Origin of the sequence: Pseudomonas sp. G11 (assembly GCF_029457515.1) — a bacterium.
Lineage (GTDB): Bacteria > Pseudomonadota > Gammaproteobacteria > Pseudomonadales > Pseudomonadaceae > Aquipseudomonas > Aquipseudomonas gorinensis.
The window spans coordinates 791,401-804,815 of the sequence record NZ_CP120377.1 but is presented as its reverse complement, the minus strand read 5'-3'; the positions used below and the strand labels follow the sequence as shown (position 1 = coordinate 804,815).

Genomic DNA, 13,415 nt, shown 5'->3' with positions numbered 1-13,415 from the left:
CTGGAGAAAACGGAATGTCTTCTTTGCTACGCGCGACCCTGATCACCCTGGCCCTGCTGACCACGGCCGCTTGCACCAGCAAACCGGTGCTCAACACCCAGCACGACCTGCCGGCGAATGCCCAGGTCAGCGAAGAAAAAATCAAGCAGGTGATCGTTGCCGCCCTGCAAAAACGCGAATGGAGCGTGCAACGCCTGAGCCCGCAACTGGTACAGGCGGAGATCACCGTGCGTAACCAGTTCTATGCCGCCATCGACATCCGCTACACCCGCAACAGCTACGCCATCACCTACCGCGACAGCCGTGACCTGGGCTACAAGGACGGCAAGATCCACCGCAACTACAACCGTTGGGTGAGCATGCTGGACCGCGATATCCTGGCGGGGTTGCGGGTGTATGGCGTAAATGAAGCGAATACGACCGGACAGTAGTTAAGAGATAGAACGGGCAACAGTAACCTGTGGCGCGCGGGCTTACTGTGTTCCTCCTGAACTGACTGGCATCAGGGCAAGCCGCTCGCCACCAACAACGCCACAAACGCCTTCGCCATCGGTGTTTGCGCGCCCTTGCGCTGCACCAGCCATACCGCTGTCACCGCTTCCTGATCAAGCAAGGTGCGATAGACCACGCCATCGATACGTATGCGCTGGTACGACGCCGGTAGCACCGACACCCCCAGCCCCGCCGCCACCAAGCCGATGATGGTCATCGCCTCCCCCGCCTCCTGGGCGAAGTGCGGGCTGAAACCGGCGTCGCGGGCCAGGTTGAGCAGTTGCGCATACAGACCGCTGCCGTAGGTGCGCGGGAAAAACACAAACGGTTCCTGCGCCAGTTGCGCCAGGTGCAGGCCGCGCTCGCTGTCGTCCACCAACGGGTGTCCGGCGTTGAGTACCGCGACCAGGGGCTCACGCATCAGCTCGATGACACTCAGCGAATCGGGCAAAGGCAGCGGGCGCATCAAACCCACCTGGATCGACTCGTCCACCAGCGACTCCGCCACCTCGGTGCTGCTCATTTCCTGCAGATTCAAGTGCACGGCCGGGAACGCCTGGCGAAAGGCAAAGATGGCCTGGGGGATGCTGGAGTTGAAGGGGGCCGACGAGGTAAAGCCGATCTTCAACTCCCCCAGCTCACCCAACTGCGCCCGTCGCGCCACATCCGCCGCCTTGTCGACCTGGGCCAGCACCAACCGCGCCTCGTGCAGGAACAGGCGCCCCGCCTCACTCAGTTCGACCCGACGATTGGTCCGCTCAAACAACCGCGCCCCCACCTCCTGCTCCAGCGCCTGGATCTGCTGGCTCAGCGGCGGCTGCGAGATGCCCAGCACCTGCGCCGCACGGCCAAAATGCAGTTCCTCGGCGACGGCGATGAAGTACCGCAGGTGACGTAATTCCATGCAAGCCTCATTAGGTCGTAAAAGCTATCAAACAGGTCGAACAATATATTGGAAAGAATCATTAGGCAGCTATATGCTTTTTTGCATTGCCGGTCCTGGCACGTTCTTCCTCCCCGAGGTCCCCGTGAAATCTGCTGTCGCTCCACTCCCTCAAGAAGCCCCGTCGACCGCCCTGGATGAGGTGGTAGCCCAGCTCAACGATGCGTACATCGAAAAAGGCACACCGATGTTCATGCGCACGGTGCTGGCGCTGTTCTCCGGCGGCTTCGCCACCTTTGCCCTGTTGTATTGCGTGCAGCCCATGATGCCGGCGCTGTCCCAGGAATTTTCCATCAACGCAGCCCAGAGCAGCCTGATCCTGTCGGTGTCCACCGCCATGTTGGCCCTGGGCCTGCTGATTACCGGGCCGATCTCCGACACCCTGGGGCGCAAGCCGGTGATGGTCGCGGCGTTGTTCTGCGCAGCCCTGGCCACCATCGCCAGCGGCTTGATGCCGACCTGGCAAGGGATCCTGTTGATGCGCGCGCTGGTGGGGCTGTCCTTGAGCGGCCTGGCCGCCGTGGCCATGACTTACCTGAGTGAAGAGATCCACCCCCAACACATCGGCCTGGCCATGGGCCTGTATATCGGCGGCAACGCGATTGGCGGCATGAGCGGGCGCCTGATCATCGGCGTGCTGATCGACTTCGTCAGCTGGCACACCGCAATGCTGATCATCGGCGGCCTGGCCCTGATCGCCGCGACCGTGTTCTGGAAGATCCTCCCCGAATCGCGCAACTTCCGCGCCAGCAGCCTCAAGCCGCGCAGCCTGGTGAACGGCTTTGTCATGCACTTCAAGGACGCGGGCCTGCCGTGGTTATTCCTTGAAGCCTTCCTGCTGATGGGTGCATTCGTGACGATGTTCAACTACATCGGCTACCGCCTGCTGGCCGACCCGTATGACCTGAGCCAGGCCGTGGTCGGCCTGCTGTCGCTGGTGTACCTGTCGGGCATCTACAGCTCGGCCAAGATCGGCTCCCTGGCCGACCGCCTCGGCCGCCGCCGTGTGCTGTGGGGCACCATTGTACTGATGCTCGCCGGCATGGCCCTGACCCTGTTCACCCCACTCTGGCTGGTGGTGCCCGGCATGCTGATCTTCACCTTCGGCTTCTTCGGCGCCCACTCGGTGGCCAGCAGCTGGATCGGGCGCCGCGCGGTGAAGGCCAAGGGGCAGGCGTCGTCGTTGTACCTGTTCTGCTACTACGTAGGGTCGAGTATCGCCGGTACGGCGGGCGGGTTCTTTTGGCACTTTGCCGGGTGGAACGGCATCGGTGCCTTCATCGTGGCGCTGTTGGTCGGCGCGCTGCTGGTGGCGTTGAAGCTGGCGAAGCTGCCGCCACTGGCCTCGGCTTGAGGGGCCGCCACCTTGAACGACATTCGCGCCAGCACCCGCTTACCCCGGCGCTCGTGCATGACTACGGCGCCGATATGCAGGACCAGCATCAGCAACAACCCTACGCAGGACAGCACATGCGTACGGGTATACAAGGCGATGCGGGCCGGATCGCTTTCAAACGGGCCGAAGGAAACCAGGTTAAAAACATTGATCGGACGATCCATCATCAGCACGCCCGTCGCCAACACCAAGGCAAGCACCAGGTACATGGCTTTGTGGACCAGCAACGCCATGTATTCCTGCGGTGTTCGCTTGATGGAAAAGTCCAGGCCGTGGGCAAAGGAACAATAGACCCGCAAGACAAACACCGGGATATAGAGGGTGGTCAACGATACATTGAAGAACGCCACCCACGCCTTGACCGACGCAGGCACGCTGAATACGGCCACAAAAAAGCCTGAGAGTAACGCCCACACAATAATGACAGCCGAAACCCAATGCAGCAGTTTCTGGCTCGTTGAATACGCTGAAGTGTTCATCCTGATATCACCTGACAATGAACGCCATGCACTGGCGAGAGGAAGAGTCGGGTAGGATTTTTACCGAGGCGAGTTACCGAAGGCTGTAGGAGAAATCCCAAGGCGCCCAAACTACCAAGGCAGGACTTAACGAACGCTGAAGCGCAGCGAATCCCCCGCCGCCTGGGCGAAGCTGCCGCCGTTGGCCCATGCTTAAAGCACCAAGCGTGCCTCCAGGTGGCTGCCGCGCTTTTCCAGCGTCAGCGTCTGGAAAGCGCCCGCATCGCGCTCCAGTTCCGCAAGCCATTTGAGCAAAGCGTGTGCATCGCCGCTGAGGGTCAGGCGCAACTGCTCGTTTTGCACCTCGATCTGCTGCACCTTCAGCCCCGCCGCTTCGGCACTGTCGTTGATGGTCGAGGCTAGCGGTTGCCCTGCCACCGGCAACGCGCGTTGGGGTTGAGTGCTGTTGACCTGCTGCGCCAACGCCAGTTGCTGCTGGTAATGGCGCTCGACGCTGGTCACACGTTGTCGGCTGGGCTGCCACAGCATTTGGAAGGCCAGCACACCGATCACGAATACCGTCAGTCCTTTCAACAAAAACCGATCACGTGGCGACAGCGCTTTCCAGGTCTGGAGCCCCTTCATGATGGGTCCTCCAGCATCAGCACGGCATGCACTCGATGACCTTCCTTGCTGGCGTGACCGATACGCACTGGCATACCGCTGCGCTGCCCCTGCTCCCGCAACCGTTCCAATGCGGTGAAACCGTTGGCGGCCAATTGGATCGTCCACCCTTCACCACGGCGAAACTCCATACGCTGTACCTCCACATCGGCACCACCGATCACCTGCTCGCTGAGGCTGACCAATCGTGTCAGCGGCGTCGCGAGCTGGTTTGCATTTTGCCCCTGTAGCGCCTTGAGCTGCGCGGCCAGATCGACAATGCGAGTCTGCTCGGGATACATCGCCTGGAAGCGCTCCACACTCTGCGCATACAGCCGATGGGCTTGCCCTTCGACGTACTGGCTACGTAGCTGCATAAACCCCACCTCAAGCAGGAATAACACCGCGGTGGCCAGGACCAGCGTTGACCAGGGCCAGCGTTGCCGGACACGGCCCAATTCCCCATGCAGCAGGTTGATCGGTTGACCTTGAGCCCCCCATAACGCCTGTTCGACCTGTGCCCTGCTCGCCTCTTCATCCAGCCACTGCAACGGCTCGCTCAACACCCCTTCAAGCGTCTTGAGGGCCACTGCGGACATGGCCAGTGGCGCGGGACAGCGGACAACCCGGCGACCGTACCAGTGGACTGCAACGGCGCAGTCGCCAGGCAGCATATCGGCATCGACATGCACGGCACGCACCTCAATGGCCAGCGTCGCCAGCAGGTGCAACAACGCCTTGAAACGCGCCTTGTGCGTTACCAGCACGGGGTAGCAGCCCGCCCCGTCACGAGGTCCGACACACACATGCAAGGCTTCAAGGTCCTCGCCCACCTGTTCTTCAATGGCGAAGGCGATGGCCTGGGCGCTGGGTCGTCGCTTTGAAGGCCACACGTCGGTGCGCAAACCGCTGCACATCTCCATTGGCAGCAGCAGGTGCACCGGCTGCCCAGCCAGGTAAACCGCCGCTTCATCCAGGGTCATTTGCCGATTGTCCCCTGCTGCGCGCCAGACACAACACGGCCATTGCTTCGAGGGTGAGGTCAAGCCTTCGGCACTCAAATGAAGCCAGGTTTTCATCATCAGATCTCGTTCAGATTCGCAGGGAGGAAGCGTCGCTGCACCACACGCCAACGCCCGGACTTAAGCTCGCGCTCGACGTCGCTGGCCATACGCAGTCGGCTGCTGCCGAAGCTCACGTCGATGTTGATGCGAAACCAGCGGCTGCTGACGCCCAGCCCATGGCTGGTCACCCCCTGCCCGGCGATCAACGGATCATGGGTAAATGCTGCCACTCGCGCATAACCGCCGACGGGTCGCTGGCGGACCAGGGCTGCAGCGGTCGACAGCGAGACCCCATCGAGTATTGCCAGCATCTGTGGCGCAGCCGTGTTGATATTCAAGCCGGCATCCCTGGGCAACAGCGCGACCCAGGGTTCCAGTTGTCGCAAGATCGCGCCGTCCACACCTGGGAGCTCACGCAGTTGGCTCAGTTCCTGACGTTGCAAAACCTGGCCGGCGGCCCGCAAGTCCAATGGCTGCAACCCCAGGCTGGCGAGCAGGTTTGACCAACGCTGGCGCGCGACTTCATCGACTTGCCCGGTGCCGAGCAACGCGTTGACGTTGAAGCGTGCAGACAGGTCTTCGATTTCCAGCGCGACCTGCGCGCCTGGCGTCTCAAAAGGCCAGGTGACCCGAGCCCACGCCTGACCCAGGTGCACCACTGACTGTTCGGCGTCATCCGTGCGCGCCAATGCCGCCATCGCCCAGGCTTCGACCGAAAACCCCAACTGACGCAATTGCACTTGATGCACCTGGCGCGCGCTGCTCTGCACCATCAGTTGATGACTGCGCAACATGCCGGCCGTCAGCAACAACGCCAGGCTCATGACCAATAAGACACTGAGCAGCGCGACACCTTGCTGGCGAGTTTTCATGGGTGTCCCTGGGGCAATGGCAAGACGCGTCGCACCTGTTCGAAGCGCCCAGCCGACAGCACCATTTCAAGCGCCTGCGGGGGCGTCGCCGCCGCGCCTTTGCCCACTGGCCAGACGTGGCTCCAACCCACATCGCGGTCAAACAGGCGCCAGTTCAACATGCGCACATCGTCGAGCAATCGTTGCCGCTCGACGGTTGATGACTCCAGGCCGCGGCTTTCGCGCCATAGCATTTGGTTGTCCAGCCGATAAATCACCTGCTGGCGCTCACTGCGCGGCAGGTCTTGCGGATTGCGCCAGTTGCCGCGCTGCAATTGCAACGTGGTGGGCCCCAGGACAATGACGGCCGACGCCAATTGCAGCACGTCACGCTCAATCACCCCGACCGCTCGTTGCAGGCGCCGCAGATCCTGTTCATGGCTGGTCGTTGCCTGCTGCGCGCGCACCACGGTGTCGAACAAGCGCCCACTGGCGAGCCCCAGCAAGGCGAAGATGGCCAGCGCAATAACCAGCTCCAACAACGTGAAGCCAGACTGCTTATTCATGCCCAGCGGGTATCCAACCCCGGGTGCGGTAGACCGGCTGATCGTCGTCGGCCGGGCTGACATCGATATCGACCCTCAGCAGGCGCGGGTCCGTTTCGGGGGTGATGGTTTGGTCCACCTTCCAGTCGCGCCCATCGAAGCGCCGTAACAGTTGCTGGTGCCCCGGCGACGCCGTTTGCAAACGCAGCTCGCTCAATTGGTTGTCCGCTACCCAGGCGCACTGCACCTGCTGTTGCAAGCGAGCATTCTGGCGCAATGAATAGTGCCCGGCGGCAATCACCGCTCCCGCCAGGGCGGCAAAAACCGCCAATGCAATCATCACTTCCAACAGGGTGAAACCACGGGTGTTCGCCGGACGCTGTCGACGTCGACGGTGATTAGCTTTCAACGGACAGTTCTCCAATCCCATCGCTGACAATGTGCGCCAGCACCTGTTCTTCGGCGACGAAGGACAACACAAACGCACTGATTTCATCGCTGCTGAGCATCAGCAATTGCGGGGCCAGGCTATCGAGACTCAGACGCTGCCCCTCCTGTTCAAGGTGCATTTGCACACCTTGTCCCAACCGATGAACCGCGCCCGCCGGCTGCCACCCCGGAGGTTCAAGGCGCCACACCTGGTACTCGGTACGCCGCACGCGCACACCGTATTCACGCCCTTCAATCACCGCCTGCTCGCGCAATTGCTGGATCAGTTGCAACACCTGGCCGGCCTCCTGTCGGGCCTGACGCGCCGGCGTATTACCCGCTGCCAGGCCAGCCACACCGAGCACGATGCCGACTAATGCGATCACCACCATCAGCTCCAGCAGGGTAAAACCGCGGCTATGCCTGGGCACTCGGTCAACCCTCCCAGTTACCTATATCGGCCGCTGAACCTTCGCCACCGGGGGCACCATCGGCCCCCAGGGAATAGAGGTCATAGCCACCGTTAGCGGAGCGCACGCCAGGGTTCAGATACTGGTAAGGCGTCCCCCACGGATCCACCGGCTGGCCTTTCAGGTAGCCCTGGGCGTTCCAGTTCCTGACGGCCGGTGTGCCGGTCGGACGCTTGCTCAGGGCCTCCAGCCCTTGCAGGGTCGAGGGGTAAACAGCGTTGTCGAGACGGTACATTTCCAGGCTGGTCGCGATCGCCTGGATATCGGTCTTGGCGGCGGTGACCTTGGCCTGGTCGGGTCGGCTCATGAACTGCGGCACCACGATGGCCCCCAGCACGCCGATAATGACCACCACCACCATAATCTCGATCAGGGTAAACCCGCGTTGTTGCTTGAGTATTTTCACCATTCAGTTCACCAATTGGTTAAGGCTGAGAATCGGCAACAGAATGGCCATGACGATCAGCAGCACGACCCCGCCCATCACCACCAGCATCACCGGTTCAAACAAACTCACCACCAGCGCGATGCGGGCAGCGAGATTTTTTTCCTGTTGCTCGGCCGCGCGCGCCAGCATCGCGTCGAGTTCACCGGCACGTTCGCCACTGGCAATCATGTGCAACATCAACGGTGGTATATCGCCCCCGGCCTCGAGGCCACGGGTCAGGGTGCCGCCCTCACGGACCGAGCGGGCCACATCGCTCATGCGCGCACGGATGGTCACGTTGCCAATCACGGCGGCGGCAATTTCCAGCGCATCGACCAGGGGGACGGCACTTTTGCCGAGTATCGCCAGGGTGCTGGCGAACCGCGCGGCTTCCATGGCTCGAAAGACACTGCCCAGCAAAGGCAGGTGCAGCGCCAGACAATGCCAGCGCCAGCGTCCGCGTGGCTGGCGCAGGCTCCAGCGCAGCGCCATTGCGATGCTCGCCAATACCCCCAACAGCACCAGGCCATAGGTACGCAGACCATTGCTCACGACGATCATGGCTTGGGTGAGCCAGGGCAGCGGCTGGCCACTGTCGACAAAAATGTTCACCACATCGGGCACCACATAGCCGAGCAGAAAGCCAACGATGGCCATGCAGGCGAACATCAGCAGTGCCGGGTACACCAGCGCCAGCTGGATCTTCTGCCGGGACGCCTGGCGCGCCTCGGTATAGGTTGCCAATTGCTCCAGCACATGGCCCAGGTGACCCGAGCGTTCGCCCGCGGCAACCGTGGCGCGAAACACATCGGGAAACGCCCGAGGAAACGCACCGAGAGCGGCCGCCAGCGAGTGCCCTTCCATGACCCGCTCACGAATCTGCGCCAGCAAGTTGCTGACCCGCCGCTTCTGGCTTTGCTGGGCAACGGCTTGCAATGCCAGCTCCAATGGCAAACCGGCCTGGACCAGAGTCGACAGTTGTAAGGTCAGCAAAGCCAGATCACCCGCACTCAGCCTTGCCACACCCACCGGCCCCCTGCCACCGTGTGCGCTCGCAACCTGCACCTGGCTCGGCAACAGCCCCCGTTCGCGCAGCAACTGTCGGGCATGACGTGGGCTGTCAGCCTCCTGCCGGCCCTTGCACGGACGTCCCTCGCGGTCCTGGGCCCGGTAGTCATAAGTGGGCACAGCTAGTCCTCCTGGGTAACCCGCAACAGCTCATCCATGCTGGTGAGCCCTTCGAGCACCCGACGGCGCCCATCCTCGAACAGGCTGGGCGAGGCACGCCGCGCTTCAGCCAGCAGTTGCTGTTCACTGGCGCCCTGATGAATCAGCGCGCAGAGCGTGGGCGTGAGGCTGACCAATTCGTAGATACCGATCCGCCCGCGATAACCTTGGCGACACTGTTCGCAACCGGTGGCCTTGAACACCCGAGGCACTTGGTCGAGGTCTAACCCCAACCGCCGGCATACGTCGGCGTCCGCCGCTGCGGGGGCCTTGCAGGCGGGGCAAAGCTTGCGCACCAAACGCTGCGCCAGCACGCCCACCAACGACGATGCGAGCAGATAGGCATCGACCCCCATGTCCACCAACCGGGTAACGGCACCGATGGCACTGTTGGTGTGCAGTGTCGACAACACCAAATGCCCGGTGAGTGACGCCTGAACGGCGATCTCGGCGGTTTCACTGTCACGAATCTCGCCGACCATCACCACGTCCGGGTCCTGGCGAAGGATCGCGCGCAGCCCACGGGCAAATGTCATCTCGACCTTGGGGTTGACCGGTGTCTGGCCGATGCCCGGCAGGTGATATTCGATCGGGTCTTCGACCGTGAGAATATTGCGGGTCTGGTCATTGAGGTGGGTCAGCGCCGCATACAAACTGGTGGTCTTGCCGGAGCCGGTGGGGCCGGTCACCAGTAAAATGCCATGGGGCCTGCCCAGTAATTGCAGCAGGCCGTCCAGGGTTTCTTCAGCCATGCCCAATCGCACCAATTGCAGGCGCCCGGCATGCTTGTCGAGCAGGCGCAACACGACCCGCTCGCCATGGGCCGAGGGCAGCGTGGAGACCCGTACGTCCACTTCGTGGCCCGCCAGGCGCAACGCCATGCGGCCATCCTGGGGGACGCGTTTTTCAGCGATGTCCAGCTGCGCCATGACCTTGATTCGCGACACCAGCAGCGTTGCCAGCTCACGCCGTGGCCGCAGCATTTCGCGCAGTTGACCATCCACCCGCATGCGAACGGTCAGTGTGTGTTCGAAGGTTTCAAGGTGCACATCCGAGGCCTTTTCCCGCACCGCTTCACTGAGCAGTGCGTTGATCAGACGTATGATCGGCGCATCGCCTTGCTGCTCCAACAGGTCGGCGGTCTGCGGCACCTGGTCCACCAGGCTGAGCAGATCCAACTCATCATCCAAGCCTTGGGCAACCTGTTCGGCGGCGCTTTGGCCTTCGCTGTAGACCACCGCCAGGCGTGTGGCGAAGTCCTCGACTGTCAGCATCCGCAGCGGCAGCTCGTGATCGGTCAGGCGCCGCGCTTCGGCAATGGCGCTCAACGACGTATCACAGCGAACGATCAGGTGCCCATCGTCGAGCAGTACACCAAAACGTCGGGCGAAACCGAACGGCAGGGGTTTCATGGAACCTCCCGCGCAGGCTGACCCAGGTCGAACAGCTGCGACGCACTATCGGGCAGTTGCAGCGAGTGCTCCGGGCGGGCGTTCGGCAGGCTGTGCTGGCGCAGGTCCTGGTAACGCTGCCGGCTGATCCCGGAGAGATCCTGACCGCTACGCACAATGGTCGGGCGCAGGAACACCATCAGGTTGCTCTTGGTCTGGGTGTCGCGGCTCCAGCGAAAAAGCGCCCCAAGGTAGGGAATATCACGCAACAGTGGCACGCCGCTTTTCTGGGTACGCACGCTGTCTTTGATCAGTCCGCCGATCACGATGATTTCGCCATCGTCGGCCAGGATCGTACTTTTCAATGCACGCTTATTGGTGATCAGGTCCGACGAGTCGACACCGGACACCGCCGGCGCAATGTCGGAGACCTCCTGTTCGACCTCCAGGCGCAGGGTCGAACCTTCGTTGATATAGGGCTTGATCTTGAGGCTGATCCCGACGTCCTTGCGCTCCACCGTGGTGAACGGGTTATCCGCGCCACTGCCGTTGGTAGCGTAGGAGCCAGTCTTGAACGGCACGTTCTGACCCACAATGATTTCGGCTTCCTGGTTGTCCAGCGTCAGCAGGCTTGGCGTCGATAGCAGGTTGCTGCGCGAGTTGCCGGCCAGGGCGGACACCAATGCACCGAAACGATCACCGCCCAGCTTAAGCACGCCGCCCTCCGGGGCAACCGTGCTTTCATCGAACTTAAGGGCACCGAGGATCGGAATGCCTGTGCCGGGGAAGTTGATAAGCCCCTTGGCATCACTGCTGTTCAGCGCCCATTGCACACCCAGGGCCTCGCTGATATCACCGGTGACCTCAACGATGGCGGCATGAATCAGTACTTGAGCCCGCGGCCGATCCAACTCACGCACAATGCCTTCGAGGGTCGCGAGCTGGGCCGTCTGCGCCACGATCACCAGGGCGTTCTGGCTTTCATCGGCCCGTACCATGAACGCTGCGGCAGCGGCCGTTTCTTTCAGGCCCGAGCTCGCCAGTGGCGTTTTCATGCTCTGGCCCATGGTGTCTAGCACTTCGGCCAATTGCTTGGCATCGCTGTAGCGCAGGCGTATGACGCGGGCATTGTCCAGCCGCGCAGGGGTGACCGTGTCCAGGCTACGGGCCAGTTGCACGAGGCGCTGACGAACCTGCGCCGTACCGACAATGACCAACCGGTTGCTGCGCGAGTCGGCCAAGACCTGAATGGCACCGTCGGCACTCTGCTTACCGAGGGACGCTTCCATCAACCGGGCGATATCCACCGCCACCCCATGGCGCAAGTCCACCAGCTCATAGGCATTTTTCGCTCCGGAATCCAGTTGCCTGACGACCTCACCGATGCGACGGACGTTGCTCGCGGTGTCGGTAATCACCAAGGCATTGGCCGATACCGAAGGGCCGACATAGCCATTGGGCGAAATCAACGGTCGCACCAGCCCAGCCAGATCCGCCGCATTGCTGGCGCCTAACGCAATGACCTGAGTGACAAACTGCTGCGGGGGCGATGAGTGCGGGTCCGCCGTACCGGCCAGCGATTTAGCCTGGGCCACCGGTACGATGAGGATCTGGTCGCCTTGATCGATCACGCTGAAGTCATGGGCATCCAGCACGCTATAAAACAGCTGGCGCACGCCTTCACGGTTCAGGGCCTGCCTGGACATGACGGTGATGCGTCCTTGTACCTTGGGGTCGAGGATGACGGTGGTGTCGAGGATGGTCGACATTTCCTCAACAACATCACGCAACTCAGCGTTATTCATCGTCAACTGCCAACGCTGCTCAGCCGCCGACGACGGCCCAACGTGTAACAACGCGCCCAACACGAACGTGCCAAATACGCCGGTCAGAGCGCGCTGTCCGATGATGCGGTTCATGGGACTACTCACTCCTCGGTTGTTCGACCATGGGCCGTAGATGAAGGGCCGCCGTCGCTTTACGTTGCGCGTGGGCGGGCTGCAGAAAGCCCCCGCTCGCCGGATGGAGCCTGAGCAACTCCTCGCGCCCCTGACGCCACAACACCACCTGTGCAGGCTCGATGCGACGCAGCAGGCTACCTCCCGGCAAGCGCTCGCCGGCGCGGTAAAACCGCTCACTGTCGGGCCCGGCCAGCAAGGCACGTGACTCGCTGTCGCTGGCAACCACAGTGGCTCGCAATGTCAGTGGTTCAGCGCTGCTCAAGGCACCGCCCTGCGCGCTCAAGCCGAGCACCGACGCGACGGCCAGGGTATCGAGAGCGACGGTCGGCTGGGGCATGGCCGACGGAACAGGCAGCGCCTGCGCTGCCGGCATCCGCGCCTGACGAAACTGCCACTCCTGCCACGCCAACATCAGCCCATAACCCAAGGGCAGCATCAAGACGAGCACCCGCCAGCCAGCCGTCTTCATGGCGCGTTCACTGGCGGATCGTTTCTTGGGAAAAAGACATATTCTTCAGAACCGGGCGACCGCTCATCTCATGCTTGAAAACAGCTCCCACATGCAGGGCAACCAGCACCGCGAGCACCACACAGGCTTGAATATGGATCTGCGTGAACCACTCAATGGCCGTCGGATCAGTCAGCAGTTGTGCAATCAACAGGACGTCAAATATGTTGATCGGGCGGTCCATCATCAGGACTCCCGTCACGAGCACAATGCCCAACACCAGATAAATGGCTTTATGAACAACTAATGCCACATACTCGGCCGCGCAGCGCTTTCTGCCATACGCTAAAAAACCATGAAAAAAAGAAAAATAGACTCTGAGAATAAAGATTGGAATATATAGAGCAGTCAACGAAACGTTTATAAACCCCACCCAATTCTTGGTTTCCATCGCCACATCAATAAACGCGACATAAAAGCCTGAGAATAAGGTCCACAAAATAACCACGGCCGAAATCCAATGAAGCCAAATCTGGCCGACCGAATAGCGCATATACGTCGTCAATTGAAAATCCACATCCAGAAAAGAATAACTGCACGATAGAAATGCCCAGGCAGGCTCGAACGCGCCTGCCTGGGACTTCGTCAAC

At 61.6% G+C, this 13,415-nt stretch carries 15 protein-coding genes and 1 pseudogene; 2 read left to right on the top strand and 14 right to left on the bottom strand.

Annotated elements, in window-relative coordinates; all coding sequences use genetic code 11:
• The first annotated feature begins 14 nt into the window (after positions 1-14).
• Positions 15-431, top strand: coding sequence for a hypothetical protein (locus P2T68_RS03620; protein WP_024072986.1), 417 nt, complete (start codon positions 15-17; stop codon positions 429-431).
• 71 nt (positions 432-502) lie between these two features.
• On the opposite strand, the gene P2T68_RS03615 is transcribed toward P2T68_RS03620, so the two are convergent.
• Positions 503-1,396 (bottom strand): LysR family transcriptional regulator, encoded by an 894-nt coding sequence (locus P2T68_RS03615; RefSeq protein ID WP_069075047.1) that lies wholly within the window; start codon positions 1,394-1,396, stop codon positions 503-505.
• A 124-nt stretch (positions 1,397-1,520) separates the two neighbouring features.
• Between P2T68_RS03615 and P2T68_RS03610 the strand changes: the two genes are divergently transcribed.
• The gene (locus tag P2T68_RS03610) at positions 1,521-2,789 is read left to right on the top strand and encodes an MFS transporter (protein ID WP_277379066.1); all 1,269 of its coding nucleotides are present in this window, start codon (positions 1,521-1,523) and stop codon (positions 2,787-2,789) included.
• 32 nt (positions 2,790-2,821) lie between these two features.
• On the opposite strand, the pseudogene P2T68_RS03605 reads toward P2T68_RS03610, so the two are convergent.
• From P2T68_RS03605 to P2T68_RS03545, 13 genes and pseudogenes are all read right to left on the bottom strand, one after another.
• A pseudogene (locus tag P2T68_RS03605) lies at positions 2,822-3,310 on the bottom strand (cytochrome b/b6 domain-containing protein); the annotation flags it as partial.
• Positions 3,311-3,502: 192 nt separating this feature from the next.
• Positions 3,503-3,934 (bottom strand): type II secretion system protein GspM, encoded by a 432-nt coding sequence (gspM, locus tag P2T68_RS03600; RefSeq protein WP_024072982.1) that lies wholly within the window; start codon positions 3,932-3,934, stop codon positions 3,503-3,505.
• Complete coding sequence (gene gspL / locus P2T68_RS03595; RefSeq protein ID WP_041160824.1) at positions 3,931-5,031, bottom strand: type II secretion system protein GspL; 1,101 nt, start codon at positions 5,029-5,031, stop codon at positions 3,931-3,933. Before gspL ends, gspM begins: the two co-directional genes overlap by 4 nt.
• Positions 5,032-5,033: 2 nt before the next feature.
• The gene (locus P2T68_RS03590) at positions 5,034-5,888 is read right to left on the bottom strand and encodes a type II secretion system protein GspK (RefSeq protein WP_024072980.1); all 855 of its coding nucleotides are present in this window, start codon (positions 5,886-5,888) and stop codon (positions 5,034-5,036) included.
• Positions 5,885-6,433 (bottom strand): type II secretion system protein GspJ, encoded by a 549-nt coding sequence (locus P2T68_RS03585; RefSeq protein ID WP_024072979.1) that lies wholly within the window; start codon positions 6,431-6,433, stop codon positions 5,885-5,887. Before P2T68_RS03585 ends, P2T68_RS03590 begins: the two co-directional genes overlap by 4 nt.
• Positions 6,426-6,821: a type II secretion system minor pseudopilin GspI gene (gene gspI / locus P2T68_RS03580; RefSeq protein ID WP_277379065.1), complete on the bottom strand. Its 396-nt coding sequence runs from the start codon at positions 6,819-6,821 to the stop codon at positions 6,426-6,428. The genes P2T68_RS03585 and gspI overlap by 8 nt, the downstream gene beginning before the upstream one ends.
• Positions 6,811-7,272: a type II secretion system minor pseudopilin GspH gene (gene gspH / locus P2T68_RS03575; protein WP_168232213.1), complete on the bottom strand. Its 462-nt coding sequence runs from the start codon at positions 7,270-7,272 to the stop codon at positions 6,811-6,813. The genes gspI and gspH overlap by 11 nt, the downstream gene beginning before the upstream one ends.
• A gap of 4 nt (positions 7,273-7,276) precedes the next feature.
• Positions 7,277-7,720, bottom strand: a complete 444-nt coding sequence (gspG, locus tag P2T68_RS03570) for a type II secretion system major pseudopilin GspG (protein ID WP_069075050.1) — start codon at positions 7,718-7,720, stop codon at positions 7,277-7,279.
• Positions 7,721-8,926, bottom strand: a complete 1,206-nt coding sequence (gspF, locus tag P2T68_RS03565; RefSeq protein ID WP_277379064.1) for a type II secretion system inner membrane protein GspF — start codon at positions 8,924-8,926, stop codon at positions 7,721-7,723.
• A 2-nt stretch (positions 8,927-8,928) separates the two neighbouring features.
• On the bottom strand, positions 8,929-10,377 hold the full coding sequence (gene gspE / locus P2T68_RS03560; protein ID WP_168232212.1) for a type II secretion system ATPase GspE: 1,449 nt from the start codon (positions 10,375-10,377) through the stop codon (positions 8,929-8,931).
• Positions 10,374-12,275 carry a type II secretion system secretin GspD gene (gspD, locus tag P2T68_RS03555; protein WP_277379063.1) on the bottom strand — a complete coding sequence of 634 codons (1,902 nt, stop codon included), beginning with the start codon at positions 12,273-12,275 and terminating at the stop codon, positions 10,374-10,376. Before gspD ends, gspE begins: the two co-directional genes overlap by 4 nt.
• A gap of 4 nt (positions 12,276-12,279) precedes the next feature.
• On the bottom strand, positions 12,280-12,753 hold the full coding sequence (locus tag P2T68_RS03550) for a type II secretion system protein N (RefSeq protein ID WP_256581035.1): 474 nt from the start codon (positions 12,751-12,753) through the stop codon (positions 12,280-12,282).
• Between the two features lie 40 nt (positions 12,754-12,793).
• Entirely contained in the window at positions 12,794-13,414 is a 621-nt protein-coding gene (locus P2T68_RS03545; protein ID WP_227496841.1) for a cytochrome b/b6 domain-containing protein, read from the bottom strand.
• Position 13,415 lies beyond the last annotated feature (1 nt).

Coding starts and splice junctions, on each gene's coding strand:
- gspL (WP_041160824.1), bottom strand. CDS start 5,031: ATGAAAACCTGGCTTCATTTGAGTGCCGAAGGCTTGACCTCACCCTCG.
- gspG (WP_069075050.1), bottom strand. CDS start 7,720: ATGGTGAAAATACTCAAGCAACAACGCGGGTTTACCCTGATCGAGATT.
- gspE (WP_168232212.1), bottom strand. CDS start 10,377: ATGAAACCCCTGCCGTTCGGTTTCGCCCGACGTTTTGGTGTACTGCTC.
- P2T68_RS03620 (WP_024072986.1), top strand. CDS start 15: ATGTCTTCTTTGCTACGCGCGACCCTGATCACCCTGGCCCTGCTGACC.
- gspM (WP_024072982.1), bottom strand. CDS start 3,934: ATGAAGGGGCTCCAGACCTGGAAAGCGCTGTCGCCACGTGATCGGTTT.
- P2T68_RS03550 (WP_256581035.1), bottom strand. CDS start 12,753: ATGCTGCCCTTGGGTTATGGGCTGATGTTGGCGTGGCAGGAGTGGCAG.
- gspD (WP_277379063.1), bottom strand. CDS start 12,275: ATGAACCGCATCATCGGACAGCGCGCTCTGACCGGCGTATTTGGCACG.
- P2T68_RS03615 (WP_069075047.1), bottom strand. CDS start 1,396: ATGGAATTACGTCACCTGCGGTACTTCATCGCCGTCGCCGAGGAACTG.
- P2T68_RS03585 (WP_024072979.1), bottom strand. CDS start 6,433: ATGAATAAGCAGTCTGGCTTCACGTTGTTGGAGCTGGTTATTGCGCTG.
- P2T68_RS03590 (WP_024072980.1), bottom strand. CDS start 5,888: ATGAAAACTCGCCAGCAAGGTGTCGCGCTGCTCAGTGTCTTATTGGTC.